The organism is Streptomyces sp. NPDC093801 (genome assembly GCF_040701585.1).
GTDB lineage: Bacteria > Actinomycetota > Actinomycetes > Streptomycetales > Streptomycetaceae > Streptomyces.
Map to the genome: position 1 here is coordinate 98,281 of NZ_JBFBDP010000016.1, position 25,990 is coordinate 124,270.

Consider the following 25,990-nt stretch of genomic DNA (forward strand, 5'->3'; position numbering starts at 1 on the left):
GACCAGTCGGTACCAGGAGGGGAACACCATGAGGATTTCCATGAGCAGGTCCGCGAGCGTCGTCTTGGGGCTGGCGCTGGCGGGCGTTCTGGGGGCCACCGGCACGGCCGGGGCCCAGGCGCGGCCGTCGGCGCCGGCCGGGGGCGGTGCGGTGGCCGAGGCTCCGGCCTCGGTGGTCGCGGACGTCCGGGCGGCGGCCGCCCGACAGCACGCGCTCGCACCCGCCGCGCGGGTGGTCTGCTACGCCGCCCACGTGCAGGACATCGGCTGGCAGTCGGCGGTGTGCGACGGCGCCGTGGCCGGCACCACCGGGCAGTCCCGCCGGATGGAGGCCCTGACCGTCGCGACCAGCGGGACGGGCGGGATCTGCGCCAACGCCCACCTGGCCGACATCGGCTGGCAGGGCTGGCGGTGTGCGGGCGACGGCACGGCGGTGACGGTCGGCACCACCGGCCAGTCCCGGCGGATGGAGGCGCTGGGCCTCCAGGTCGGCAACGGCAGCGTGGCGGCGCAGGCGCACGTGGCCGACCTCGGCTGGCTGAACGCGCTGAACGGGAACCCGGTGTACGTGGGCACGACCGGGCAGTCCCGGCGGATGGAAGCCGTCCGCGTCTGGGTCTGATCCGGACGTGACGTGACGGGGTGGTGCCGGACCGCGGCCGGCACCACCCCGTCTGCGGGCGGCCGCGTCAGGACCGCTTGAACACCGCGACCGTGCGCGCCGGGGTGGTGAACTCCCCCGTCGCCCGGTCGTAGGCCGACGCCTTGACCGCCGGGTCCGAGCCGCCCGCCTGGACCGGGTGCAGGGCGTAGCCGGTGCCGGCGAGGGCGGGGACGCGCTGGGCCTGGGCGGTGGGGGTGGCGTTGAAGACCACCACCAGGTCGCCGAGGGCCATGGTGATGACGCCGGGTGTCTCGTCCCGGCCCGAGAGCGGGAAGGACAGGCGTTCCTGGACCGCCTGGGCGGTGGTGAGGGCGAAGGCGGGTTCGGTCGTACGGATCCGCAGCAGGTCGCGGTAGGCGGCCGAGGCGCCGTCGATCTCCGCGCAGCCGGGGACCGGGCCGTTCAGCAGGGGCTTGGCGTAGGGCCACTTGGCGCGGTTGTCGGCGGCCGGGGGCAGGCCGCGGCCGAAGCCGTTGCCGTCCCGGCAGTCCCAGTGCAGGGCGTTGAACCAGTCGCCGCTGTCGAAGGAGTTGCGGTCGAGGGACTTCGAGCGGAGCAGGTCGCTGCCCGCCTGGGAGAGGGCGGGGCCCTGGGAGAGGGCGGCCGTGGCCATGGCGAGGACCTGCATGCGGGCCCGGTCGGCGGTGGGGGTGCCGGCGGGGAGCTTGTAGGCCAGGGCGTCGTACAGGGACTCGTTGTCGTGGGCGTCCGCGTAGGCGAGGGCGTCGCCGGGGGCGGCCGCGTAGCCGGCGGGGGCGCCGTTGTAGTCGAGCTCGGAGCCCTTGGTGCGGCGGCCGGTGGAGTCGGTGAAGGTGTACGGGGCCAGGTTGCCGGTCAGGCCGACCTTGAGCAGGTCCTGGTCGTGCAGCAGGCGGGCGCGCTGCTCGGCCGGGGTGCCGTTGGCCGGGGAGCCGTTGGGGTCGGTGAACAGGCCGGTGGCGAAGCCCTGGACGCGCGGGTCCTCGTCGAAGGGGCCGCCGCCGCGCACGGCGTCGCGGGCGCGGTCGGAGAAGGTGGCGATGCCGGTGCCGGCCATGTTCTTCTGCGTGGCCTGGACGAAGCGGGCGTCGTCGGCGACCTCTCCGAAGTTCCAGCCCTCCCCGTAGAGGACGATCTTCTTCCCGTCGACCCCGTCCTTGGCGGGGGTCAGCTCGTCGAGGGCCTTGCGGACGGCGAGGACGTTGTCCTTCGGGTGGTGGCCCATGAGGTCGAAGCGGAAGCCGTCGACCTTGTACTGCTTGGCCCAGGTGACGACGGAGTCCACGACGAGGCGGCCCATCATCGCGTTCTCGGGGGCGGTGTTGGAGCAGCAGGTGGAGGTGGCGACGCTGCCGTCGGCGAGGAGGCGCTGGTAGTAGCCGGGGACGATGCGGTCCAGGACGGACCCCTCGGCCTGCCCGGAGGCGACGGTGTGGTTGTAGACCACGTCCATCACGGTGCGCAGGCCCGCTCCGCCCAGGGCCTGGACCATTCTGCGGAACTCGACGGTGCGGGCGGTTCCGTTCGGGTCGCTGGCGTAGGAGCCCTCGGGGACGGTGTAGTGCAGCGGGTCGTAGCCCCAGTTGAAGCCGTCCTTGGCGGCGGCCGCCGCCACGCAGGCCTGCTGGGCCTCGGAGTCGGGGGCGTGGGCCTTCAGGTCGCAGGCGGGTGCGGTGCGGTCCTTCGGGTCCTCCGGGACGGTCCCGAAGTCGAAGGCCGGGAGCAGGTGGACGTACGAGGTGCCGGCGGCGGCCAGCTCGCGCAGGTGGCGCATGCCGGCGGAGTCGGTGTCGGTGAAGGCGAGGTACTGGCCGGGGTGCCTGCTGGTGGCGTCCGCGATGGAGAAGTCGCGGATGTGCAGCTCCTGGATCTGGGCGCTGTTGAAGGGGACGGGGGCGGGCTTGCGCAGGTCGCGCCAGCCGGGCGGGGCGAGTTTCGGGTCGGCCAGGTCGACGGCCAGGCTGTACGCGGAGTCGGTGGTCAGGGCGGTGGAGTAGGGGTCGGTGACCAGGTTGCGGACGATCCGGCGGGTGCTGGGCGCCCAGACGGTGACGGCGTAGCGGTAGGGCTTGCCGGTCCAGGAGCGTTCTCCGCGCACCGACCAGACGCCGGTGGCGTCGTCGCGGTGCATGGGCACGGTGCGGCCGTCGAGTTCGAGCTCGACCTGGCGGGCGGTGGGGGCCCAGACGGAGAGGGTGGGGCGGCCGTCCTTGAAGACGGGGCCGAGGGGGGTGCTCTTCGCCCGGTCGGCGTAGAGGTCGTCCAGGACGCCGGCGAGCTGGACTCCGGTGGCGGCGAGGACGGCCCCGTTGGCCGCGCGGGCGCTCGCGACGAGCTGGCCGCGCAGGCCTTCGCGGACCCGGTCGCGGTCGCGGGGGTCGACGGTGAAGGCCGTGTACGAGGCCAGGTGCGGGAACTTCTGCTTCTGGGCGGCGGCGAGTTCGGAGCGGGTCAGCCGCAGCCACGGGGCGCCGGCTTCGTGCAGGACGCCGGCTTCGGCGGTGATCCTGCCGTCGCGGGAGGCGAGGAGCTGGACGGAGGCGGCGGCCGCCGGGGCGTTCCAGGCGAGGGTGTCGCGGTCGATCCAGACGGCCTGGGCCTTGGTGAGGTCGAGGGCGGCGCCGGATCCGGCGGGCTGCGGGAGGAGGTACTTCTCGCGGCCGCCGAGCATCCACACCTCGTGGCCGGTCGCCTTGAGGTCGAGGGACTGGTCGGCGGGGAGGTCCTTCTCGTCGCCCTTGTGGAGGATGTAGCTCAGGCTGCTCGCGCCGGGGGCGAGGGGGACCTCGTAGACGGCGCCGTAGGAGTCGGTGCGGGCGGGGAGCAGGGGCTTGGACCAGTCGGTGGGGGCGGCGGCACCGGTCCACACGTGCAGGCCCCAGCCGTCGTAGGCGCCGTCGGGGCGCTGGTAGTGGAGGACGGCCTTGGCCTGGTCCTGCGGCGGGTAGGCGGGCCGGTCGGTGCGGGCGGGCTCCTTGCCCTGCTCCAGCCAGACCTCGCCGGTGCGGGTGAGGTCGAGGGTGCGGTCGGCGGGGACGTCCTTCGTGCCGTCCTTGTCGATGACGAGGTAGCCGAGGGTGGTGGCGCCGGGCTTCAGGCGGACGTGGGCGAAGGCGCCGTAGGCGTCGCGGCCGGTGAAGGGGTGCCCCTGCGGCCAGGGGGTGGCCTCTCCGTCGGCGAGGTCGCCCCAGGCGTAGAGGCGCCAGTCGGCGTAGTCGCCGTCGGGGCGGTTGTAGTGGACGACGGCGTAGTCCCGCTGGGTGGCGGTGGGGGGCGTGGGCGGCGGGGTCTGCCCGGCGGTGGTCCCGGCCAGGGCGGAGGCGGTGCGGCCCGTGGAGTCGACGGCCACGGCCTTGTAGCGCAGGGCGGTGCCGGCCGGGGTGGTGGCGTCGACGGTCTGGGTGACCTTGTAGGGGGCGTGGTCGGCGGAGCCGAGGACCTTCCAGGGGCCGGTGCCGGTTTGTGCGGCGAAGACGACCCGGGTCAGCGCGCCGGGGCCGCCTGCGGGGACGTCGGCGGAGAGCTCGACGGTGCCGGTGGCGCCGGGGGCCGGGGGCCGCAGGGTGAGGGCGGGTCCGGTGGTGGGGGCGGGGAGGGGGGCGGTGCCCTGGAGGACGAGGGTGGCGAGGGCGGGGACGGTGACGGTGAGCTTGCCGTCCGGGGAGGCGGTGGTCAGGCCCGTGGCGTACACGGCGCCCGGGTCGGCGGTGGCGCCGGTGGTGGCGGGGCCGCCGTGGAGGGTGCGGTACCGGGCGCCGGCGGGGGCGTCGATCCGCACGGTCTTCGGCTCGGTGCCGTTGTTGGCGGCGACCAGGTATTCGGTGCGGGCCTTGGGGTCGGTGCGGGCGAAGGCGTAGACGCCGCCGTCGGAGAGGCGCTCGCTCTGGATGCCGTCGCGCAGGGCCGGGTGGTCCTTCACCAGCTTCGAGAGGGCGCTGATCTGCCGGTAGAGGGGGTGCTGCGTGTCGTAGGCGTCGCTCGCCGCGGTGCGGGGGGTGCCCAGTTCGTCGTCGTCGAGGTAGTCGGCGATGCGGGTCGCGAAGAGGGGCTGGCGGGCGTCCTTGTCGCCGCCGGAGCCGGTGAAGCCCTGCTCGTCGCCGGAGTACACGACGGGGTTGCCGCGGGAGAGGAACATCAGCTCGTTGGCGAGCCGGTAGCGGTCCAGCAGCTCGGGCTCGCCCGCGCCGGGGCGGTCCTGCTTCAGGAAGGAGCCGAAGCGGCCCATGTCGTGGTTGCCGAGGAAGGTCACCTGCTCGTAGGCGTTGGCCTTGTCGGTGGTGTAGCGGTAGTCGTCGCCCAGGACGGCGGCGAGGCGGCCGGCGGGCGCGCCCTGGGAGGCGTACGCGCGGATCGCGTCCTGGAGCGGGAAGTCGAGGGTGGCGTCGAGCCGGCCGCGGGTCACGTACGGGGAGGTGACGGCGGTGTCGGCGGAGTAGACCTCGCCGAACATGAAGAAGTCCTTGCGGCCGTGCCGGGCCGCGTACTGGTCGAGGGCGGTGGCCCACTGGGTCCAGAAGTCCATGTTCACGTGCTTGACGGTGTCGATCCGGAAGCCGTCGACGCCGAAGTCCCGGACCCACTTCTCGTAGATCTTCTCCATGCCGCTGACGACCTCGGGGCGCTCGGTCCAGAGGTCGTCGAGCCCGGCGAAGTCGCCCTGCTCCGCCGACTCCCCGGCGAAGGTGGAGTCGCCCCGGTTGTGGTACATCGAGGGGTCGTTGAGCCAGGCCGGGGCTTTGAGGTCCTTCTTCGCGGCGGGGACGAAGGGGGTGCGGGGGAAGGTGCGGGCGGCGTCGACGGCGGGGAACTTCTGCTTCCCGTCGGCGTAGTCCCCGTCGTCGAAGGGGACGCCGTCCTTGGTGAGGTAGGGGAAGGCGCCCTTGGAGAGGTAGTCGCGGGACCCCTCCTTGTAGTCGACGACGTCGGCGGTGTGGTTGGTGATGACGTCGAAGAAGACCTTCATCCCCTTGCCGTGGGCCTTGTCGATGAGGCGGGCCAGGTCGGCGTTGGTGCCGAAGTGGGGGTCGACCTGGGTGAAGTCGGTGATCCAGTAGCCGTGGTAGCCGGCGGAGGCGTTCGCCCCCTCCCCCTGCACGGGCTGGTTCTTGAAGATCGGTGCCAGCCAGATGGCGGTGGTGCCGAGCCCCTTGATGTAGTCGAGCCGGTCGGTGATGCCCTTGAGGTCACCGCCCTGGTAGAAGCCCTTGTCCGTCGGGTCCAGGCCGGTCTGCAGCCGGGTGCCGGTGAGTCCGCCGGTGTCGTTGCGCGGGTCGCCGTTCGCGAAGCGGTCCGGGAGCACGAAGTAGAACTGCTCGCGGGTCAGGTCGTGCCGGGCGGGCACGGCGGCGAGCTTCGCGTCGGAGGGCGGGGCCGGTGGCGCGGCCGCGGCCGCGGGCAGGGCCGGCAGGAGCGCCGCGGCCAGTGCGGCGGCGGCGAGTCCCGCTGCGGGGCGTGTCAAGGGGTCTCTCCTCGGGGAGGTGAGGGCCGCCCGGCGTGGCAGGGTCAGGGGTGCCGGGCGGCCCTGGTCGGGGGGCGCGGGTCAGTTGCGCCAGGTGTCGGTCAGGGTGACCCTGCCGTTGGCCGGGACGGTGGCGGAGCGGTTGGCGCCGCTCTCCCAGGTGACGTTCCCGGAGCCGTCCTTGCGGACGTACTTGTAGGAGAAGGCGGTCCCGGCGGGGAGGGAGGCGTCGAGCTTCCAGACCGGGTAGGAGGCCGGGTCGAGCTTGAGGGCGGCGCCCGTGTTCCAGTTGCCGAGCTCGGGGCGGTCGCCGGTGACGTAGACGTCCTGGCCGGGGACCGTGGTGGCGTTGACGGCGAAGGAGGCGCCGGTCGTGGCGGACGGTGTGCAGGTGCGGGCGCCGGTGTGCAGGGCGAGGGCGGTCTGGGGCGCGAGCGTGGCGGTGAACCGGCCGCCGGAGTCGACGCTCACGGCGCGGCCGCTCTGGACGTCGCAGTAGGTCCCGGCGGGCAGGGAGGTCTGGAAGGTGCGGGTCAGCGGCGAGCCCTCGTGGTTGAGGGCCACGTAGGCCTTGGTCCCGCGTCCGAAGGCGATCTGGTTGCCGCCGTTGTCCCACCAGTTCGTGACGCCCTGGCCGCGGGCGGTGTTGCGGAAGGCGACCATGGAGGAGATCTCCGGCCAGGCGTGCTGGCACTTCCACCCGTCGGTGTAACAGGCGTTGACCGTGCCGCCGTTGGGCGGGCCGGCGTCCTTGTCGGTCCACTCGTAGCCGGAGTGCACGTCCGGGGAGCCGTAGGGCCAGGCCAGCATGAAGACTCCGGCGAGGGTGTAGTTCGCACCGTCCTTGTAGGTGAGGGTGTCGCCGACGCGCTCGGTGTCGTGGTTGTCGACGAAGACGCCCGACTGCCCGGAGGGCATGTACCCCCACCCCTCGCCGAAGTTCTTGAGGTAGGCGAGCTTCTCTCCCTGGAACACCCGCTTCAGGTCCCGGGCGTACCGGAACTCCTGCACGTCGCCGTTGCCGAGGTACTCGGAGGGCTGCACGGCCTCGCCGGCCCCGTAGATCGCCTCCTGCTTCCAGTAGGCGGAGGGGTTGGTGAGGCGGGACTTGATGTCGGCCAGGTCGGCGGCGGGCATGTGCTTGGCGGCGTCGATCCGGAAGCCGTCGACGCCGAGGGCGAGGAGGTCATTGAGGTAGCCGGCGATCCGCCCCCGCACGTACTCCTCGCCGGTGTCGAGGTCGGCGAGCTGGACGAGCTCGCAGTTCTGGACGTCGGCGCGGTTCTGGTAGTTGGACACGGTCGCCCGGCAGTCGTCCATGTCGGCGCCCGAATAGATGCCCGGGTAGTCGTACTTCGTGTACGGGGACCCGCCGGTCCCGACCCCGTCCCCGGCGGCCATGTGGTTGATGACGGAGTCGGCGACGACCTTGACCCCGGCGGTGTGGCAGGTGTCGACCATCCGCTTGAAGGCGGCCCGGTCCCCGAGCCGCCCGGCGATCTTGTAGCTGACGGGCTGGTACGAGGTCCACCACTGGGGCCCCTGGACGTGCTCCTGCGGCGGCGAGACCTGGACGTACCCGTACCCGGCGGGACCGAGGGAGTCGGTGCAGGCCTTGGCGACGGAGTCGAACCGCCACTCGAACAGCACGGCGGTGACGTCCTTCTCGCCGGGCGGGGCGGCGGAGGCGGGCGCGGCCTGGGCGGTGAGGGTGGCGGCGAACGCGACGCCGGCCGCCAGGGCGGCTCTTCCGGCGCGCGCGGATACGGATCGAGCCATGTGGGGGGCCTCCTGGCGGGAAGGTGTGGGGGGTTGCACGCGACCGTAGGGGGCACCCAGGAGTGTTGCAAGACCTTGCGCAAGAGATTGCAGAATTGTTTCCGACATATCTGCGCAAGCCGAACACCCGAGCCCTCGCAGTGCCGTTTTTGCAGGTGAACCCGCCGGTCCAGGCGGCCTAGCCGACGGCCCCGCCGCCACCCCGGGCCGCACCGCACCCGCTACACCCCGTGATGTGATCCGACACCTGGTGGCACGCGGCCTGTCCGCCCTCGCCCTGACCGCCCTCCCCGTCCTCGCCCCCACCCCGGCCCACGGCGCGGCGCCGCCCCCCGCGGCCGCCCCTTCCCACCACCGCCGCGTCTTCCCCGAGCCCCCGTCCGCCGACGTCGCCCGGGCCGAACTGGATCGGCTCAAGGTCGAGACCCCGCACTCGATGGCCGGCTACAGCCGCGCCGCGTTCCCGCACTGGGCGAGGCAGTACGGGGAGTGCGACACCCGCGAAGTCGTCCTCTCCCGCGACGGACGGGAGGTGACCCAGGACTCGGCCTGCCGCGCCGTCACCGGGACCTGGTACAGCGAGTACGACGACAAGACCCTCGACTCGGCCTCCAAGGTCGACATCGACCACATGGTCCCGCTGGCCAACGGCTGGCGCTCCGGCGCCGACACCTGGGACACGGCCCAGCGCAAGCGGTTCGCGAACGACCTGGACAACTCCCAGCTCATCGCGGTCTCCGCCGCCTCCAACCGCTCCAAGGGCGACCAGGCCCCCGACCAGTGGGCCCCGCCGAACATCGACTACTGGTGCACCTACTCCAGGGCCTGGACGCACATCAAGAGCCTCTACGGCCTGAGCATCACGGCCACCGAACGGACCAAGCTCATCGAGATGCTGAACACCTGCGACTGACGGGGGCCCCGACGCGAAAAAGGGCGGGGGGTGCGGCGATCCGCACCCCCCGCCCGTCCACAGGCGCCGGCTACTTGACGTTGACGGCCTTCCAGGCGGCCGCCACCTGCTGGTACTCCACGCCCGTCGAGCCGTACAGGTCGGCCGTCGCCTTCAGGGTCGCCGTACGGGCGCCCGCGTAGTCGGTGGTCGAGGTCATGTAGGTCGAGAGGGCCTTGTACCAGATCTTGTACGCCTTGGTCCGGCCGATGCCCGCGACGGTGGAGCCGTCATAGGTGGGCGAGTCGTACGAGACCCCGTTCACCGTCTTCGCGCCGCTCCCCTCCGAGAGCAGGTAGAAGAAGTGGTTGGCGACGCCCGACGAGTTGTGGACGTCGAGCCGGCCCACCGTCTTGGACCAGTAGTCGGCGGAGGCGCCGTCCTTGCTCGGCTTGTCCATGTAGCGCAGCGGCTTGCCGTCGCCCCGGATGTCGATCTTCTCGCCGATGAGGTAGTCACCCGGGTCGGAGGCGTTGTTGGCGAAGAACTCCACCGAGGTGCCGAAGATGTCGCTGGTGGCCTCGTTCAGGCCGCCGGACTCACGGCTGTAGTTGAGCTTGGCCGTGGCCGCCGTCAGGCCGTGGCTCATCTCGTGGCCCGCCACGTCCAGCGCGGTCAGCGGCTTCTGGTTGTTCTGGCCGTCGCCGTAGGTCATGCAGAAGCAGCTGTCGTCCCAGAAGGCGTTGACGTACGCGTTGCCGTAGTGGACGCGGGAGTAGGCGGCCCTGCCGTCGCCGGCGATGCCGTTGCGGCCGAGCTCCGTCTTGTAGAAGTCCCAGGTCACGGCCGCGCCGTAGTGGGCGTCGACGGCGGCGGTCTGCCGGTTCGACGGGGTGCCGTCGCCCCACTTGTCGTCCGCGTCGGTGAACAGGGTGCCGGTGCCGGAGGTGCCGCCGTTCAGGTCATAGGTCTTGTGACCGCCGCGCGCCGTGTCGGTCAGGCTGAACGCCGACCCGCTGGGCGCGGTACCCAGGGTCACCGAGCCGGAGTACTCACTGGCCCCGACACCCGTGTCGATGGCCTCGTACGAGTAGAGCTCCGCACCCGTGGCGGCGTCGGTGACGACGTGCCGCTCGCTGGGCGTGCCATCGGCCCGGGTACCCCTGACGACGGCCTCGTAGGCGAAGACCGGCTTGCCGGTCGCGGCCCACACGACCTGACGGGCCCCGGCGGGGGCCGCCCGCAGGGCGGAACGGGCGGCGGCCGGGGCTATCTTCGCCTCGACCGCCTTGTCGGTCTTGCGGCTGCCGTCCTTCTTCTGGTGGACGACCAGGTCGCCGCCGAGGACGGGCAGACCCGCGTAGGTGCGCTCGTAGCGGGTGTGGACGGTACCGTCCGCGTCCTTGACCACGTCACGGGCCACGAGGCGCTCGTCGTCCGCCAGGCCGATGGCCCGCGCGGTGTCGGCGGCCGCGTTCTGGGCCTCGCCGATCGCCTGGGCGCGCGCCCCGGCCGACAGCGTGAGGGCGGTGGCACCGGCCTCCCGCTCGGCGGACGCGCTGGCGGAACCGGTCTGGACGGCGATGGCGACCATGGCCGCAGAGGCGACGATCGCGGCGGCACGCAGGGTGCGGGGGGTGCGGAATGAGGACATGGGGAAGGTCACTCCTTGATAGCCGTGGGGGGACTGGCTGAGAGAGTGCCAGGAGATTGGCCGAAGTGACAGGTACGCAACAAGGATTTGACCTGCCGTTGTCCGTTGAGCGGCACACAAGCACCGCTCAACGAACGAAAACGCCCCATTCCGCTTGCCGCGCGGCGCAGTTGCCCGGCCGCAGCTCGCCACCGGAATGGGGGCGCGGCGCGCCCGGATACTGTTTCCGGTGTCGAGTCAGAACGGAGCAACAGCATGCACGCTCTCCCGCACGACCACACCGGCGCACGCATCAAGCGCCTCCGCCTGCAGCACGGCCTCACCCAGAAGGCGCTCTCCGATCTCTCCCAAGTCCCTTACTCCACCCTGACGAAGGCGGAGCAGGGCGTGAAGCCGGCGTCGCCGTACGTCATCGCGCAGGTGGCCCGCGCTCTCCGTGTCGACGTGGCCACGGTCCTCGGCCAGCCGTACGCCGCCGAACTCCGCGAGGACCAACTGGACGTCCTCGTACAGCCGATCCGTGAAGCCCTGGACGTCTACGACCTCGGCGCCGACCCCGAGATCACCCCGCGCCCCCACCAACTGCTCGCCGAAGAAGCCGAATCGCTCCTCGTCGCCGTCCGAGCCGGGGAGATCAAGCAGGCGGCCGCCGCCGTTGCCGGACTCGTCCTGGAGGCCACCACTTCCGCACACGCGACACCCGGGCACGAACGGTGGCTCCTGTTGGCCAGCACCTACCGCACCGCCTACGACATCGCCACCAAACTGGGTTACGGCGACCTGGCGACCATCGCGTTGGCCCGCATGGACTGGGCCGCCGAGCGGGCCTCCAGCGCCGCCCTCGGCGGCATCTACCGGTACATGCGCGCCCTCACCTACCTCCGCGACGGCCAATACCGCACGGGCCAGCGGCTCACCGCCCTCGGCCTGAGCCTTCTGGAACAGGCCGACCCGGGCCAGGAGCGAGAGGTCGTGACCGGCCAGCTGCACCTCGGCGCGTCAGTCATGGCCGGCCGATCGAAGGACAGGGCGACCGCCGAGATCCACCTGTCCGAGGCCGAACGGATCGCCACGAACACAGGGGAAGCACCCACGGTGCACTACCTGTCGTTCGGCCCCACCAACGTGAAGGTCCACCGGGTGAGCGTCCTGGCCGAGCTGGACGAATACGGAGACGCCGCCCGCACGGGACGCGGCGTCGAGATCCCGCAGGACTGGCCCAAGTCGAGAAAGGCACACCATTACGCCGAGCTCGCCCGTGCGCACCTCTGGACCGGCGATCTGGACGCGTCGTTCGACAACCTGCTCCGCGCCCGGAAGGCCGCCCCGCAGCAGGCGCGCTACCACCAGACGGTGAGGGACACCTACACCGGCCTGGAGGCCGCCCGCCGTCAGCTGCCCGACAACTTCCTCTCCTACGGCACCTGGCTGGGCGTCTAGCAGCACCCTGTCAGGCCTTGGCCCCGACTATCACCAACTGGTGTCAGTCGGGGCCTTCTCGCACCCCCACTCTGGTCACCTCATCCGCTGACCATGGCAGGGAGTGGCCTGTGACCAGTCACCTCGCAAACAGCCGTCCTCGCGAAGCGTCCAGTTTCGAGACCTCGGACAACTCGTCGGCCCGTGTGACGGTCATGGACACCACCGGCACCGATCTGCTCACCCGCGCCCATGCCGGCTGGCAGCGCTTCCTCGACGCCTTCGAGGGGGCACCCGATGAGTGACCGGTACGAGTACGTCCCCCACCGCCTCCTGCGCCGCCGGGTCCGCGACATCGCCTCCGGCGTCGAAGGGGAGCTGATGGCCGTGGTCAACGAGAACGTCTCGGACTCGGACGCCTACGAGCACTGGATGGAACTGGCGTACATCCGCAACGCCTCCGGCCGCGAGTTCACCACCGCCGTCGCCAACGTCCAGCCCTCCTATGACCAGCCCCGGACGGCCCGCAGCCGCCGAGACGGGTGAAGCGCGTAGCGATCCGACGCGCACGACGGCCCCCTGCGGCTGACGGAGCCCGGACCCCGGTCTGCCGGCCACGACCACCCCGCCTCATCGCCGAGGGCGCCATGCCCTGCTTGCATCCGTCCCGTTCCTTCGGGGGCTTCCCGGCAGTCCTTGTCTTTCCGGGGCGGGTCGGGCTGTCAAGGGTCGCCGAAGGCGATCGCGCAGCGACGCGACCAAAGGGAGCGCCCTTGACAGGGCGGCCCGAACCGGAAGGACAGTGGGACTGGCGGGAAACCCCCGCCCCTCTCCGGACCGCCCGGCCCGGACCCCGACCCCAGCCGCCGGCCCGCACCCAGGCAGGCGGGTGGGCAGCCACCGGCCCGCCCCCGACCCCTCGAGGGGGAGATGGCGGGCCCGCACCGCGAGCCCGCCAACCCCCGCACCGGGCCCCTACTCCGGCCCCGGCCCGGTGGACCCCCGTACCACCAGCTCCGGCTGGAAGACGTACTCCGTCCGCTGGACCGGGGTCCCCGCCACCGCTTCGAGCAGGGCCCCCACCGCCGCCGTGGCCATGGCCCGGACCGGCTGGCGGACCGTCGTCAGCGGCGGGTCGGTGAAGGCGATCAGCGGGGAGTCGTCGAAGCCGACGACCGAGACGTCCTCCGGGACCCGCAGCCCGCGTTCGCGGGCCGCGCGGATGACCCCGAGGGCCATCATGTCGCTCGCGCACACCACCCCCGTGCAGCCCCGCTCCAGCAGGGCGATGCCCGCCGCGTGGCCCCCCTCGACGGTGAACAGGGTGCGCTGGACCAGGCCTTCGGCGTCGGCCCCCGGCCGGGCGGCCAGGAACCCCTGCTCCTTGCGCGCCGAGGGGACGTACCGCGTGGGCCCTATGGCCAGCCCTATCCTCCGGTGCCCCAGCTCCTCCAGGTGCCGTACGGCCATGTCCGCGGCCGCCCGGTCGTCCGGGGAGACGAACGGGGCCTGCACGTGCTCGTTGAAGCCGTTCACCATGACGAACGGCACCCCCCGCGCCGCCAGCCGCTGGTACCGCGCCGGATCGGCGGTCGCATCCGCGTGCAGCCCGGACAGGAAGACGATCCCGGTGACGCCCCGCTCCTCCAGCTGCTCGACCAGCTCGTCCTCGGTCGCCCCGCCCGGGGTCTGGGTGCACAGCACCGGCGTGTACCCGTGCCCGGCCAGGGCCTGCTCGATGACCTGCGCGAACGCCGGGAAGATCGGGTTGGTCAGCTCGGGGATCAGGAGCCCCACCAGCCCGTTGCTCCGCCGCTTCAGCCGCACCGGCCGCTCGTAGCCCAGCAGGTCCATGGCGGCCAGCACCCGGTGCCGGGTGCCGGCCGCCACGCCCGCCTTGCCGTTGAGCACGCGGCTGACGGTCGCCTCGCTGACCTGGGCCTGCGAGGCGATGTCCGTCAGCCGCAGCGGGGAACTCACCCCTGCCACCACACCGCGGTGTCGGCCGGCAGGACGTCCAGGTCGGCGCCCAGCTCGCCGCTCGCCAGCAGCACCGCGCCCCGGGCACGGCCCGCCGCCGGTATCCGCACGTCCTCGCCCGTCGTGTTGACGGTGCAGACGAACGACCCGCGCCGGAAGGCCAGCACGCCCTCGGGCGCCTGCAGCCACTCCACCGCGTCCCCGGCCCCCAGGTCCTCGTGGGCGCGGCGGATCCGCAGCGCGGAGCGGTAGAGCTCCAGCGTGGAGTCCGCGTCCCCGGTCTGCGCGGCCACGCTCAGCCCCGCCCATTCTTCGGGCTGCGGCAGCCAGCTGCCGCCCGCGCCGAAGCCGTAGGGGGCCTCGTCGCCCGACCACGGGATCGGGACCCGGCACCCGTCGCGCAGGCCGTCCTGCCCGTTCTCCTTGAAGAACGAGGGGTCCTGGCGCACCTCGTCCGGCAGGTCGGTGACCTCCGGCAGCCCGAGCTCCTCGCCCTGGTAGACGTACGCCGACCCGGGCAGCGCCAGCATCAGCAGCGCGGCCGCCCGCGCCCGCTGCAGGCTGCCGAAGCGGGTCCGGTGCCGGACCACGTCGTGGTTGGACAGCACCCAGGTCGTCGGCGCGCCCACGGGCCGCATGGCGTCGAGGGACTCGTCGATGGTGGCGCGCAGCGCGGCCGCGTCCCAGCCGGTGCTCAGGTAGTGGAAGTTGAAGGCCTGGTGCAGCTCGTCGTGGCGCAGGTAGAGCGCGGTGCGGTCGGCGCTCGGGGTCCAGGCCTCGGCGACGCCGATGCGGTCGCCGGCGTACTCGTCGAGGACCTTGCGCCACGAGCGGTAGATCTCGTGGACGCCGTCCTGGTCGAAGAAGGGCAGCACCTGGTTGCCGAGGAGCTTGAGCTGCTCGTCGCGGCCCAGGTCGGGCAGTCCGGGCGCCTTGACGAGACCGTGCGCGACGTCGATGCGGAAGCCGTCGACGCCCAGGTCCAGCCAGAACCGGAGCACGGACCGGAACTCGTCCTGCACGGCCGGGTGTTCCCAGTTGAAGTCGGGCTGCTCGGGCGCGAACAGGTGCAGGTACCACTCGCCGTCGGCCACCCGGGTCCAGGCGGGCCCGCCGAAGATGGACTCCCAGTCGTTCGGCGGCTCCTCGCCCGACTCCCCCTTCCCCGGCCGGAAGTGGAAGCGCTCGCGCAGCGGCGTGCCCGGTCCCTCGCGGAGCGCCTGCTTGAACCATTCGTGCTGGTCGGAGCAGTGGTTGGGGACGAGGTCCACGATGATCCGCATGCCCAGCCCGTGCGCTTCGCGGATGACGGCGTCGGCGTCGTGCAGGGTGCCGAACATGGGGTCGATGGCCCGGTAGTCGGCGACGTCGTAGCCGGCGTCGGCCTGCGGGGAGGCGTAGAAGGGGCTCAGCCAGACGGCGTCGACGCCCAGCTCCTTGAGGTAGGGCAGTCTGCCGCGGATGCCCTCGAGGTCCCCCATGCCGTCCCCGTTGGAGTCGGCGAAGCTGCGCGGATAGACCTGGTAGATCACCGCGTCTCTCCACCAGCCGGACCGGGTTCCGGTCGGGGTGGGGAGGGCGTCGGCGAGGTGCTGGGTCATGGTGTCCTTGGAGAGTCGGGCCGGTCGTACAGAAAGCGGGAGTCGAACGCCAGTGGCCGGGCGGGCCGGGGTGGTCAGCCCTTGGTGGCGCCCGCCGTCATGCCGGCGACGAGGTGGCGCTGGGCGAACAGGAAGAAGACGGCCGCGGGGATGGCGATGAGGACGGAGGCCGCGCTCATGGCACCCCAGTTGGAGGTGTACTGGGTGACGAAGGTCTGGAGCCCGCCGGCCAGGGTGAGGTTCTCCTCGCCGACCATGAAGGCGGAGGCGTAGGCGACTTCGCCCCAGGCGGTGATGAAGGCGTAGAAGCCGGTCACGGCGAGGCCGGGCTTGGCGAGCGGGAGGATCAGGCGCCAGAAGGTGCCGAAGGGGTTGAGCCCGTCGACCCGGCCGGACTCGTCGATCTCGACCGGGATGGTGTCGAAGAAGCCCTTCATCATCCACGCGCAGAACGGCACGGCGATGGTGAGGTACGTGATGATCAGGCCGAGCGGCTGGTTGAGCAGCCCGAGCTCCCCCATCAGGTTGTAGAGCGGGACGATGAGGATGGCCATCGGGAACATCTGCGTGATGAGCAGGGTCCACATCAGCGGCTTCATGCCCGGGAACCTGAAGCGGCTGACGGCGTACCCGGTGGTGGCGGCGATGAACACGCCGAGCACCGTGGTGACCCCCGCCACCAGGACCGAGTTCCAGAACCAGCTGAGGAAGTGGCTGGACTCCAGCAGGTAGGAGTAGTTCGCGAGCGTCGGTTCCTTCACGAAGTCCGTGCTGATGGCGTACTTCGCGGGCTTGAGGGAGGTCAGCAGGATCCACAGCACCGGGAAGACGGCGATGACGGACGCGACGAGGAGGGTGGCGTGCAGGCCGAAGGAGGCCAGCGGCGAGCGGCTGCCCCGGGGTCGGACGCCCCGCCCGGAGGCGGAGGCGGTACCGGAGGCGGACGCGGAAGCGGTCCCGGGCACGGTCTCGGAAGCGGTCTCGGACACGGTCACCACACCTCTCCCTGCTTGCGCAGCGAGCGCCGGTAGACCAGCGCGAAGATCATGAGCAGGCCGAGGATCAGCACGCCCCAGGTCGCGGAGCCGGCGAAGTCGCGCGGGCTGGCGACGAAGGCCTCGCGGAAGGCCTGGGTCACGAGGATCTCGGTGGAGTCGCCGGGACCGCCCCGCGTGAGCAGGAAGATCACCGGGAACATGTTGAAGGTCCAGATGGTGGAGAGCAGGATCACCGTCATGCTGACGGCGCGCAGCCCGGGCAGGGTGATGTGCCGGAACCGCTGCCAGGGTCCGGCGCCGTCCATCTCGGCGGCCTCGTAGAGCTCCGCGGGGATGGACTGGAGTCCGCCGAGCAGGGCGACCATCATGAACGGCACGCCGAGCCAGACGTTGACGGCGACGACGGAGAGCTTGGCCCAGGTCGGGTCGTCCAGCCACGGGACCGCGGAGATGCCGCCGCCGTCGAGGATCTTGTTGAGGATGCCGTTGTCGCGGTTGAAGAGGAACCGCCAGGCGAAGACGGAGACGAAGCCGGGCACGGCCCAGGGCAGGATGAGCGCCATCCGGTAGGCGGCGCGGCCCCGGAACTGCCGGTTGAGGACGGTGGCCAGGGCGAGGCCGAGGGCGAAGGTGATCGAGACGCAGGCGACGGTCCACGTCACCGTCCACACCAGCCGCTGCCAGAAGACGGGGTCGCCGAGGACCGCCGAGTAGTTGTCGAGGCCGACGAACTCGTACGTGGCCTCGATGTGGCGCACGCCGATCGTGCGGGCGACGTTGCGCTCACTGGCGTTGGTCAGCGACAGGTAGACGCCGCGGACGAGCGGCCAGCCGACGATGACGCCGAGGACGAGGACGACCGGGGCGACCATGGCCCAGGCGTACCAGTGCGTGGCGAGGGCGCGGCCGATGCCGCCGCGCGGGCTTCCGGCGTTCTTGGCAGTCGTGCGGCCGGGGCCGCGGACGGCGAGGGTCGTCTCGCCGTCCGCGGCCCGTGCCACCGACCGGCTGGTGTCAGCAGCCATCGTTCGTACTACTTCCAGCCCTTGAGGATCTTGCGGAACTCGACGCCGGCCGCCTTGGCCGCGTCCTCGGGGCTGGACGCACCGGTGACGGCCTTGGTGTATTCGACCTTCAGCGGCTCGAAGAGGGAGCCGTTCTCCGGGATCCAGGCGCGCTCGACGGCCTTGTCGACGGCCGGCTTGAAGAACTGGACCATCTCGCTGGCCTTGACGTCGGGCTGCTCGTAGGCGGCGGTGCGCGTCGGGAGCAGGCTCAGCTCCTTGGCGGACTGGACCTGGACCTCCTGGGAGGTCATGTACTCGACGAAGGCGTGCGCGGCGGCGGTGTTCTTGGAGCCGGCGTACACGGCGAGGTCGTGGCCGCCCTGCGGGGCGCCGGCCTTGGCGGAGCCGGCCGGGACCGGGGCGACGCCGAGGTTGGACTTGTCCTTGAACTGGTCGCCGGCGTAGCTGTCGGCCACCGCCCAGGGGCCGTTGATCATCATCGCGACCTCCCCGGACTTGAAGGCGGTCTGCATGTTGGTCCAGCCGTCGGTGGCGTTGGTGACCGCCGCGCCGGAGGTGACCAGGTCGCGGGCGGCCTTGAAGCCCTTGACGCCGGCCGCGTTGTCGACGGTGACCGTCTTGGTCTTGGCGTCGACGAGGTCGCCGCCCTCGCCGTAGATGAACGGCAGGAACCAGTAGGAGTCGTCGCCGCGCAGGTAGAGGCCGGTCTTGCCGCTCTTGGCCTTGATCGCGGCGGCGGCGGTCTTCAGCTCCTCCAGGGTCTTGGGGGGCTGGACGCCGGCGTCGGCGAGCATCTTCTTGTTGTAGAAGAGGCCGAGGGTGTCGATGACCTGCGGGACGGCGAAGGTCTTGCCCTCGAACTTGCCGCTGGCGGCGGCCTGCGGCAGGAACTCGGCGTCGATCTTCTTGGCCTGGTCGGCGGGGACCTCGTCGAGGTAGCCGAGGGAGGCGAAGTCGGCGACCCAGCCGACGTCGGCACGGATCACGTCGGGGGCGTCGGCACCGCTGCTGAAGGCGTTCTTGACCTTGTTCTGGGCGTCGCCGTACGGCACGTTGACGTACTTGACGGTCACCTTCGGGTGCTTCGCGGTGAAGGCCTCGGCGATCTTCTGGAAGCTCGCCTTCTCGGCGTCGTTCGAGGTGTCCCACCAGGTGACGGTGCCGGACAGCTCGCCGCCGGCCTTCGTCTCGCCACCGTCGCCCTTGGTGTCACCGCCGCAAGCCGTCGCCGCGAGCGCCAGGGTCGCGACCAGCGCGGTGGCCGCTATGCCACGCCGCATATGAACTCCTTCGATGATCCCGGCCGCGCCCTCGCGGTCCCGAGTTGCAGGGAACGTAACAAGACTGAAAGCTGACGGAAAGACCTTGCGGCAATTTTCTGCAAGCGGAGGGGATCGTTACATCCGTGTGTCCCTACGGTTGCCGCAGCTTGCTGTTAGTTCGAGGCCGCTTCGATTCCCCGGGCCCGCAACCACGGGGCGTGCACGCGCGTTGACTGCGGTATGAACCACGAGTTGACGGCCCTCCCGCTTGCAAGAGCTTCCAGCGACCCGCTCGCGAACGGCGGCTGGTGGCGCGATGCCGTCATCTACCAGGTGTACGTCCGCTCCTTCGCCGACAGCGACGGCGACGGCGTCGGGGACCTGCGCGGGGTGCGCGAGCGGCTCCCGCACCTGGCCCGGCTGGGGGTGGACGCGGTGTGGCTGACCCCCTTCTACGTGTCCCCGCAGGCGGACGGCGGCTACGACGTCGCCGACTACCGGGCCGTCGACCCGCTCTTCGGCGACCTCGCCGACGCCGACGACCTCGTCCGGGCCGCCCACGCGCTCGGGCTGCGGGTGATCGTGGACGTGGTCCCGAACCACACCTCCGAGCGGCACCCCTGGTTCCGGGAGGCCCTCGCCGGCGTGCCCGGCGCCCGGGAGCGCTACCTGTTCCGCCCGGGGCGCGGGGTCGACGGCTCGCTGCCGCCGAACGACTGGGAGTCCGTCTTCGGCGGTCCCGCCTGGACCCGGGTCGCGGACGGCGACTGGTACCTCCACCTGTTCGCCCCGGAGCAGCCGGACCTCGACTGGGAGCACCCGGAGGTGGCGGAGGAGTTCGCCTCGGTGCTGCGGTTCTGGCTGGACCTCGGGGTGGACGGCTTCCGCGTGGACGTGGCCCACGGCATGGTCAAGGCCCCGGGCCTGCCGGACATCGGCCGCGGCGCGCAGGCCACGCTGATCGGCACCGAGCCCCTCCCCTTCTTCGACCAGGACGGGGTGCACGCCATCCACCGCTCCTGGCGCCGCCTGCTCGACTCGTACGGGGACGGGCGCATCGGGGTCGCCGAGGCCTGGGCGCCGACCTCGGAGCGGCTCGCGCTGTACGTGCGGCCCGACGAGCTGCACCAGGCCTTCAACTTCCGCTTCCTGAACTGCCCCTGGGACCCGGCTGCGATGCGGACGGTGATCGACGAGTCCCTGGCCGCGACCTCCGCGGTGGGGGCGCCGACGACGTGGGTGCTGTCCAACCACGACGTCGTACGCCATGTGACCCGGTACGGGGGCGGGGCGCAGGGGCTGGCCCGGGCGCGGGCGGCGGCGCTGCTGATGCTGGCGCTGCCGGGGTCCGCGTACGTCTACCAGGGCGAGGAGCTCGGCCTGCCGGAGGTCACCGACCTCCCGGCGGAGGCCCGCCGGGACCCGGCCTTCCGGCGCAGGCCCGCCGCGGGGGGCGACACGGCCGGGGACGGCCGCGGCGCCGGCCCGGCCGGGGACGGGGCGCAGGGGCAGGAGGGGCTGCGGGACGGGTGCCGCGTCCCCCTCCCCTGGTCCGGCCACGAGGCCCCGTACGGGTTCGGCCCCGGCCGGAGCTGGCTGCCGCAGCCCGACGGCTGGGGCGGGCTCAGCGTCGCCGCGCAGACCGGCGACCCGCACTCCACACTGGAGCTCTACCGCGCCGCCCTGGAGCTGCGCCGCGCCCTGCCGGGCCTGGGCGCGGTCGAGGCGGGGCAGGGCGGTCCCGTCGAGGAGTGGCCCGGCACCGGCGCGGGACCCGCGGTCCTCGCCCGGGGCATGCGGTGGCGTCCGGCCCCCGAGGGGGTGCTCCTGTTCACCCGGCCCGGCTTCTCGTGCACCCTCAACACCCGCCCCTCCGCCGTGGACATGCCTTCCCCGGGCCGTCCCGTCCTCTCCAGCGCCCCCGTGCAGACCGACGGCCGCACGGTCCGTCTTCCCCCCGATTCCTGCACCTGGTGGGCTTCGTGAGCCGGCTACCGGTACAGTCCAATCCCGTGACCGCACGGCTTGCCGACATCGCAGCCCAGGCGGGGGTCAGCGAAGCCACAGTCAGCCGCGTGCTCAACGGCAAGCCCGGTGTGGCCGCAGGCACCCGCGAGTCCGTGCTGGCCGCGCTCGACGTGCTCGGCTACGAGCGGCCCGTACGGCTGCGCCAGCGCAGCGCCGGCCTGGTCGGCCTGATAACCCCCGAACTGGACAACCCCATCTTCCCGGCGCTCGCGCAGGTCATCGGCCAGGCGCTGACCCGGCAGGGGTACACCCCGGTGCTGGCGACGCAGACGCCCGGCGGGTCGACGGAGGACGAGCTGACCGAGATGCTGGTGGACCGGGGGGTCTCCGGGATCATCTTCGTCTCCGGGCTGCACGCCGACACCACCGCCGACACGGGCCGCTACGACCAGCTGCGCGGCCAGGGCGTCCCCTTCGTCCTGATCAACGGCTTCTCCGACAAGGTGCAGGCCCCCTTCGTCTCCCCCGACGACCGGGCCGCCATGCAGCTCGCGGTGACCCACCTGACGGCGCTCGGGCACACCCGGATCGGCCTCGCGGTCGGCCCGAAGCGGTTCGTGCCCGTGCTGCGCAAGATCGAGGGCTTCCGGCTCGCCATGCAGGAGCGGCTCGGGCTCGGCGAGGCCGAGGTCGAGGAGCTGATCCAGCACTCCCTGTACTCCCTGGAGGGCGGTCAGGCCGCCGCCGCGGCGCTCATCGGGCGGGGCTGCACGGCCATCGCCTGCGCCAGCGACATGATGGCGCTCGGTGCCATCCGGGCCGCGCGCCAGCAGGGGCTGCGGGTGCCGCAGGACGTGTCCGTGGTCGGCTTCGACGACTCCCCGCTCATAGCGTTCACCGATCCGCCGCTGACCACCATCCGCCAGCCCGTGCAGGCCATGGGGCAGGCGGCCGTGCGCACCCTGCTGGAGGAGATCGGCGGTACGCCGGCCCCGCACAGCGAGTTCGTGTTCCTGCCGGAGCTGGTGGTGCGCGGATCGACGGCGTCCGGTCCCGGGCAGCGGCGCGCGGCAGGGTAGCGGGTCCTCCCCGGGGTGTCCTCCGCAGGGCGGAGCACGGGCGCGGAAGACCGTCCGGAGGGATGATCGGAGGCGAGGGCGCATCTGGCAGACTCTCTCCCCATGGGTGAAGCGAGCGTGAAGACACTGGAAACTCCCCCAGCCACCGCCGGGGGCACCCCCAGGACGGACGTCTCGTCATCCCCCGTGGCCGAGGACGGGAGCCGCCCCGGGCCCGAGGGCCCCCTCCTCGCCCGGCTGCGCGCCCCGCGCCGGCCGCGGATCTGGTTCGAGGTCCTGCTGATCGGCATCAGCTACTGGACGTACTCGCTGATCCGCAACGCGGTCCCCGAGCAGAAGGCCGTCGCGCTGGCGAACGCCGACTGGATCTGGAGCATCGAGCGGGGCCTGGGCATCGCCGTCGAGCACTCCGTCAACCACGCCGTCAACTCGGTGACGTGGCTCGTCGTCGGCATGAACTACTACTACGCCACGCTCCACTTCATCGTGACCATCGGCGTGCTGGTGTGGATCTACCGCTTCCATCCCGGCCGCTACGCGGCCACCCGCCTGATCCTCTTCGCCACCACGGGCGTGGCCCTGCTCGGCTACTTCTTCTTCCCGCTCGCGCCGCCCCGGCTGATGAACGGGGGCCGCTTCGTCGACACCGTGCTGGTGCACCACACCTGGGGCTCGATGGCCTCGGGGAACCTCAAGCACATGTCGAACCAGTACGCGGCGATGCCGTCCATGCACATAGGGTGGTCGCTCTGGTGCGGCCTGACGATCTTCGCGGTCGCCTCGGCCCCCTGGGCCCGCATCCTGGGCCTGCTGTACCCGGCGGCGACCCTGGTCGTGATCGTGTCCACGGCGAACCACTTCTGGCTGGACGCGGTCGGCGGCATGCTCTGCCTGGCCTTCGGCTACGCGGTCTCCCGCGCCTGGTACGGCGACCTCCCGCACCGCCTGCCCCGCAGCCCCCTGGAAACCTCACCCCACCCGGCGACGGCGGCCGTACTGAACCGGTTGCGCCGCGCCTGATCCGGTCCGGCGCGGCGGCGGGCGGTCCGGCCGCGCCTGCCCGGTGGGGGAGGCCCCCGGGGCCCGGGGGCCGGTGGCTCACCCCCCGTAGAAGAGCTCGTCCACCACCGTGCGGGCGCGGCGGGTGGTGCGGCGGTAGTCGTCCAGCATTTCGCCGATCCTGCCCTCCGGGTAGCCGAGGTAGCGGCCGACGGCCGCCAGTTCCCGGGCGTCCGTGGGGAAGGTGTCGCCGGCGCGGCCGCGGACCAGCATCACGGCGTTGCGCACGCGGGTCGCCAGGACCCAGGCCTCGTCGAGGGTCTGCGCCTCCTCGGTCGGGATGAGCCCGGCGGCGTGGGCGGCGGCCAGGGCCTCGCGGGTACGGGTGGTGCGCAGTCCGGGTTCGGCCCAGGCGTGGCGCATCTGGAGCAGCTGGACGGTCCACTCGACGTCGCTGAGGCCGCCGCGGCCGAGTTTGGTGTGGAGGGTGGGGTCGGCCCCGCGCGGGAGGCGTTCGGACTCCATGCGGGCCTTGAGCCGGCGGATCTCGCGGACCGCCTCCTCGCCCAGTCCTTCGGCGGGGTAGCGCAGCGGGTCGATCAGGTCGATGAACGTACGGCCGAGGTCGGCGTCGCCCGCGACGGGCTCGGCGCGCAGCAGGGCCTGGCTCTCCCAGGTCAGGGACCAGCGGCGGTAGTAGGCGGCGTAGGAGGCCAGGGTGCGCACGAGGGGTCCGGAGCGGCCCTCGGGGCGCAGGTCGGCGTCGATGAGCAGCGGCGGGTCGGCGGTGGGGAGCTGGAGCAGCCGGCGCATCTCGGCGATGACGGTCTGGGCGGCCTTGGCGGCCTCCTGTTCGTCGACGCCCTCGCGGGGGTCGTGGACGAAGAGGACGTCGGCGTCGGAGCCGTAGCCGAGCTCGTGCCCGCCGAAGCGGCCGACGCCGATGACGGCGAAGCGGGTGGGGAGGGTCTCGCCCCAGTGGTCGCGCACGGCGGCGCGCAGGGCTCCGGCGATGGTGGCGGCGGTCAGGTCGGAGACGGCGTCCCCGACCCGGTCGACGAGGGCTCCGGAGTCCGTCTCGGCGGGGCTGTCCTCGGTGCCGTAGGAGGCGATGATGTCGGCGGCGGCGGTGCGGAAGAGCTCGCGGCGGCGGACCCCGCGGGCGGCCGCGACGGCGGCCTCCCCGCTGTCGGCGCGGCCGACGGCGGCGAGCACCTCCTGTTCGAGGGCCTCGTGCGTACGGGGCTGGAGGCCTTCGGGGTCGCCGAGGAGGGCGACGGCCTCGGGGGCGCGCATGAGGAGGTCGGGGGCGAGGCGCCCGGCGGACAGGACGCGGGCGAGGTTCTCGGCGGCGGCACCCTCGTCGCGGAGCAGGCGCAGGTACCAGGGGGTCTTGCCGAGGGCGTCGGAGACCTTGCGGAAGTTGAGGAGTCCGGCGTCGGGGTCGGCGGAGTCGGCGAACCAGCCGAGGAGGACGGGCAGCAGGGTGCGCTGGATGGCGGCCTTGCGGCTGACGCCGGAGGCGAGGGCTTCGAGGTGGCGCAGGGCGGAGGCCGGGTCGGCGTAGCCGAGGGCTTCCAGGCGCTGGCCGGCCGCGGCCGGGGAGAGCCGGGTCTCGCCGGGGGCGAGCTGGGCGACGGCGTCGAGGAGGGGGCGGTAGAAGAGCTTCTCGTGGAGGCGGCGGACGACGGAGGCGTGCCGGCGCCAGGCCTTGTTGAGCTCGGCGACGGGTTCGGTGCGCAGGCCCATGGAGCGGCCGAGGCGGCGCAGGTCGCCCTCGTCCTCGGGGACGAGGTGGGTGCGGCGGAGCCGGTGGAGCTGGATGCGGTGTTCCATGGCGCGCAGGAAGCGGTACGCGTCGTGGAGCTGGGCGGCGTCGGCGCGGCCGACGTAGCCGCCGGCGGCGAGGGCGTGGAGGGCGTCGAGGGTGGTGCCGGAGCGCAGGGTGGTGTCGCTGCGGCCGTGGACGAGCTGGAGGAGCTGGACGGCGAACTCGACGTCGCGCAGGCCGCCGGGACCGAGCTTGAGTTCGCGGTCGATCTGGGAGGCGGGGATGTTGTCGACGACGCGGCGGCGCATCTTCTGGACGTCGGCGACGAAGTTCTCGCGTTCGGCGGCCTGCCAGACGAGCGGCGTTATGGCCTCGATGTACTGGGCGCCGAGGTCGGGGTCGCCGGCGACGGCGCGGGCCTTGAGCAGGGCCTGGAACTCCCAGGTCTTGGCCCAGCGCTGGTAGTAGGCCATGTGGGAGGCGAGGGTGCGCACGAGGGGGCCGTTGCGGCCCTCGGGGCGGAGGTTGGCGTCGACGGGCCAGATGCTGCCCTCGACGGTGGTCTCGGAGCAGATCCGCATGAGGTGGGAGGCGAGGCGGGTGGCGGCCTGGATGCCCTTGCCCTCGTCGGTGCCGGGCGCGGCCTCGCCGACGAAGATCACGTCGACGTCGGAGACGTAGTTGAGCTCGTTGCCGCCGCACTTGCCCATGGCGATGACGGCGAGGCGGCAGGCGGCGGCGTCCTGGGGGGCGGCGGCCGAGGCGATGCGCAGGGCGGCGCGGAGCGTGGCGGTGGCGAGGTCGGCGAGTTCGGCGGCGGTCTGGGCGACGTCTATGGTCGCGCAGACGTCGCGGGCGGCGATGGAGAGCAGGCAGCGGCGGTAGGCGACGCGCAGGGCGACGGGCTCGTGGGCGTCGGCGAGGCCCTGCTCGAACTCGGCGAGGCCGGGGTGCAGGTCGGCGGCCTCGTAGGTGACCAGGGCCTGCCAGTCGCGGGGGTGGCGGGCGAGGTGGTCGGCGAGGGCCTCGGAGGCGCCGAGCACGCCGAGGAGGCGGTCGCGCAGGGGCTTGGCGCTGACCAGGGTGTCGAGGAGGAGCCTCAGGTCCTCGGGGGACTGGGCCTCGGCGAGGCGGACGAGGCCGAGGAGGGCGAGGTCGGGGTCGGCGGTGGCGCCGAGGGCGTCGAGGAGCACCGGGTCGGTGCGGACGGCGGCCAGCGCGTCGGCGTCGAGGAGCCGGGCGGCGGCGGTGGGGTCGGTGAATCCGCTCCGCAGCAGCCGGATGAAGGTACTGCTCCTGCGTCCCGGGACTGTCATCCCGCCGCCTCCCGAGTCTGTCGCCGCCGGAGGTCCGGTCCGGCCCTGCCGGTGGTCCGGTCCGGCCCCTGCCGGTGGTCTGGTCCTGTCCGTGAGCGAGCCTAGCCGGAGCAGGCGTTCGACTCACCGGGTGTCGTGGCCGA

The 25,990-nt window shown here is 72.5% G+C and carries 17 protein-coding genes; 8 read left to right on the plus strand and 9 right to left on the minus strand.

Features of this window, described 5'->3' with window-relative positions; all coding sequences use genetic code 11:
• Positions 1–28 precede the first annotated feature (28 nt).
• Positions 29–622: a polysaccharide deacetylase gene (locus AB0469_RS20075; protein ID WP_366452746.1), complete on the plus strand. Its 594-nt coding sequence runs from the start codon at positions 29–31 to the stop codon at positions 620–622.
• 67 nt (positions 623–689) lie between these two features.
• On the opposite strand, the gene pulA is transcribed toward AB0469_RS20075, so the two are convergent.
• Positions 690–6,101 carry a pullulanase-type alpha-1,6-glucosidase gene (gene pulA / locus AB0469_RS20080; RefSeq protein ID WP_366452747.1) on the minus strand — a complete coding sequence of 1,804 codons (5,412 nt, stop codon included), beginning with the start codon at positions 6,099–6,101 and terminating at the stop codon, positions 690–692.
• An 81-nt stretch (positions 6,102–6,182) separates the two neighbouring features.
• On the minus strand, positions 6,183–7,880 hold the full coding sequence (locus tag AB0469_RS20085; RefSeq protein WP_366452748.1) for a carbohydrate-binding module family 20 domain-containing protein: 1,698 nt from the start codon (positions 7,878–7,880) through the stop codon (positions 6,183–6,185).
• Positions 7,881–8,115: 235 nt separating this feature from the next.
• On the opposite strand from AB0469_RS20085, the gene AB0469_RS20090 reads away from it, so the two are divergent.
• Positions 8,116–8,793, plus strand: coding sequence for an HNH endonuclease family protein (locus AB0469_RS20090; RefSeq protein WP_366452749.1), 678 nt, complete (start codon positions 8,116–8,118; stop codon positions 8,791–8,793).
• A gap of 70 nt (positions 8,794–8,863) precedes the next feature.
• Here the strand turns inward: AB0469_RS20090 and AB0469_RS20095 are convergent, their stop codons facing one another.
• On the minus strand, positions 8,864–10,426 hold the full coding sequence (locus tag AB0469_RS20095; protein WP_366452750.1) for a M4 family metallopeptidase: 1,563 nt from the start codon (positions 10,424–10,426) through the stop codon (positions 8,864–8,866).
• Positions 10,427–10,681: 255 nt separating this feature from the next.
• Between AB0469_RS20095 and AB0469_RS20100 the strand changes: the two genes are divergently transcribed.
• The 3 genes from AB0469_RS20100 (at position 10,682) to AB0469_RS20110 (ending at position 12,391) form a co-directional block, all read left to right on the plus strand.
• Positions 10,682–11,866: a helix-turn-helix transcriptional regulator gene (locus AB0469_RS20100; protein ID WP_366452751.1), complete on the plus strand. Its 1,185-nt coding sequence runs from the start codon at positions 10,682–10,684 to the stop codon at positions 11,864–11,866.
• A gap of 110 nt (positions 11,867–11,976) precedes the next feature.
• Positions 11,977–12,150, plus strand: coding sequence for a hypothetical protein (locus AB0469_RS20105; RefSeq protein WP_366452752.1), 174 nt, complete (start codon positions 11,977–11,979; stop codon positions 12,148–12,150).
• On the plus strand, positions 12,143–12,391 hold the full coding sequence (locus tag AB0469_RS20110) for a hypothetical protein (RefSeq protein ID WP_366452753.1): 249 nt from the start codon (positions 12,143–12,145) through the stop codon (positions 12,389–12,391). Before AB0469_RS20105 ends, AB0469_RS20110 begins: the two co-directional genes overlap by 8 nt.
• A 429-nt stretch (positions 12,392–12,820) precedes the next feature.
• Here AB0469_RS20110 and AB0469_RS20115 read toward each other — a convergent pair whose 3' ends face one another.
• The 5 genes from AB0469_RS20115 to AB0469_RS20135 all read right to left on the minus strand — a co-directional run bounded on the left by AB0469_RS20115 (position 12,821) and on the right by AB0469_RS20135 (position 18,732).
• Positions 12,821–13,834 (minus strand): LacI family DNA-binding transcriptional regulator, encoded by a 1,014-nt coding sequence (locus AB0469_RS20115; protein ID WP_366452754.1) that lies wholly within the window; start codon positions 13,832–13,834, stop codon positions 12,821–12,823.
• Positions 13,822–15,426, minus strand: a complete 1,605-nt coding sequence (locus tag AB0469_RS20120; protein ID WP_366452755.1) for a glycoside hydrolase family 13 protein — start codon at positions 15,424–15,426, stop codon at positions 13,822–13,824. Before AB0469_RS20120 ends, AB0469_RS20115 begins: the two co-directional genes overlap by 13 nt.
• 74 nt (positions 15,427–15,500) lie before the next feature.
• Positions 15,501–16,307, minus strand: coding sequence for a carbohydrate ABC transporter permease (locus AB0469_RS20125; protein WP_366452837.1), 807 nt, complete (start codon positions 16,305–16,307; stop codon positions 15,501–15,503).
• Positions 16,308–16,417: 110 nt separating this feature from the next.
• A complete protein-coding gene (locus tag AB0469_RS20130) occupies positions 16,418–17,449 on the minus strand; it encodes a sugar ABC transporter permease (RefSeq protein WP_366452756.1) in 1,032 nt (343 codons plus the stop codon).
• Between the two features lie 8 nt (positions 17,450–17,457).
• On the minus strand, positions 17,458–18,732 hold the full coding sequence (locus AB0469_RS20135; protein ID WP_366452757.1) for an extracellular solute-binding protein: 1,275 nt from the start codon (positions 18,730–18,732) through the stop codon (positions 17,458–17,460).
• Between the two features lie 222 nt (positions 18,733–18,954).
• On the opposite strand from AB0469_RS20135, the gene AB0469_RS20140 reads away from it, so the two are divergent.
• The 3 genes from AB0469_RS20140 to AB0469_RS20150 all read left to right on the plus strand — a co-directional run bounded on the left by AB0469_RS20140 (position 18,955) and on the right by AB0469_RS20150 (position 22,781).
• A complete protein-coding gene (locus AB0469_RS20140) occupies positions 18,955–20,700 on the plus strand; it encodes a glycoside hydrolase family 13 protein (RefSeq protein WP_366452758.1) in 1,746 nt (581 codons plus the stop codon).
• 26 nt (positions 20,701–20,726) lie between these two features.
• Entirely contained in the window at positions 20,727–21,761 is a 1,035-nt protein-coding gene (locus AB0469_RS20145; RefSeq protein WP_366452759.1) for a LacI family DNA-binding transcriptional regulator, read from the plus strand.
• A gap of 84 nt (positions 21,762–21,845) precedes the next feature.
• Positions 21,846–22,781 (plus strand): phosphatase PAP2 family protein, encoded by a 936-nt coding sequence (locus tag AB0469_RS20150; RefSeq protein WP_366452838.1) that lies wholly within the window; start codon positions 21,846–21,848, stop codon positions 22,779–22,781.
• Between the two features lie 78 nt (positions 22,782–22,859).
• Here AB0469_RS20150 and AB0469_RS20155 read toward each other — a convergent pair whose 3' ends face one another.
• The gene (locus AB0469_RS20155; protein WP_366452760.1) at positions 22,860–25,847 is read right to left on the minus strand and encodes a bifunctional [glutamine synthetase] adenylyltransferase/[glutamine synthetase]-adenylyl-L-tyrosine phosphorylase; all 2,988 of its coding nucleotides are present in this window, start codon (positions 25,845–25,847) and stop codon (positions 22,860–22,862) included.
• Positions 25,848–25,990: the final 143 nt, after the last annotated feature.

What these genes read in the sequence shown, in the direction of transcription:
- AB0469_RS20085 (WP_366452748.1), bottom strand. Translation starts at nt 7,880, where the DNA reads ATGGCTCGATCCGTATCCGCGCGCGCCGGAAGAGCCGCCCTGGCGGCC.
- AB0469_RS20120 (WP_366452755.1), bottom strand. Translation starts at nt 15,426, where the DNA reads ATGACCCAGCACCTCGCCGACGCCCTCCCCACCCCGACCGGAACCCGG.
- AB0469_RS20130 (WP_366452756.1), bottom strand. Translation starts at nt 17,449, where the DNA reads ATGGCTGCTGACACCAGCCGGTCGGTGGCACGGGCCGCGGACGGCGAG.
- AB0469_RS20110 (WP_366452753.1), top strand. Translation starts at nt 12,143, where the DNA reads ATGAGTGACCGGTACGAGTACGTCCCCCACCGCCTCCTGCGCCGCCGG.
- AB0469_RS20155 (WP_366452760.1), bottom strand. Translation starts at nt 25,847, where the DNA reads ATGACAGTCCCGGGACGCAGGAGCAGTACCTTCATCCGGCTGCTGCGG.
- AB0469_RS20135 (WP_366452757.1), bottom strand. Translation starts at nt 18,732, where the DNA reads ATGCGGCGTGGCATAGCGGCCACCGCGCTGGTCGCGACCCTGGCGCTC.
- AB0469_RS20075 (WP_366452746.1), top strand. Translation starts at nt 29, where the DNA reads ATGAGGATTTCCATGAGCAGGTCCGCGAGCGTCGTCTTGGGGCTGGCG.
- AB0469_RS20140 (WP_366452758.1), top strand. Translation starts at nt 18,955, where the DNA reads ATGAACCACGAGTTGACGGCCCTCCCGCTTGCAAGAGCTTCCAGCGAC.
- AB0469_RS20095 (WP_366452750.1), bottom strand. Translation starts at nt 10,426, where the DNA reads ATGTCCTCATTCCGCACCCCCCGCACCCTGCGTGCCGCCGCGATCGTC.
- AB0469_RS20100 (WP_366452751.1), top strand. Translation starts at nt 10,682, where the DNA reads ATGCACGCTCTCCCGCACGACCACACCGGCGCACGCATCAAGCGCCTC.